Consider the following 329-nt stretch of genomic DNA (forward strand, 5'->3'; position numbering starts at 1 on the left):
GTCGCCATCCACATCAAAGCTCACCACATAGGTGATGGTATATCCTTGTTCCACATCAGAAGTTTCATAGGCGTGAGTTACCATTTCCACCTCAGCACCGGTATTGATTTCGTAGCCATCCCCAAAGTTCCATGATCTGGAGATGATACTAGCCGTTTCATCTACTATGCTGCTGTCTTTAAAGATGATGGTTTGTCTTTCACAATAAATACTGGTATCGGTCACAAAGTTCACGAAGATACAAGGATAGCGCTGTACCCCATGGCTGATGCTATCCACACAACCAAACTCGTCACTTACTGCTAAGCTCACATTGAAAGTCTCTAGGT

Annotated in this window: 1 protein-coding gene; it reads right to left on the reverse strand. The window is 44.1% G+C overall.

The genetic code is table 11. The features are described from left to right. Positions 1 to 329 (reverse strand): PKD domain-containing protein (locus HNS40_RS22845; protein ID WP_172285003.1); only part of this gene is annotated, 329 nt, incomplete at both ends.

This window comes from Lentimicrobium sp. S6 (assembly GCF_013166635.1).
GTDB lineage: Bacteria > Bacteroidota > Bacteroidia > Bacteroidales > UBA12170 > UBA12170.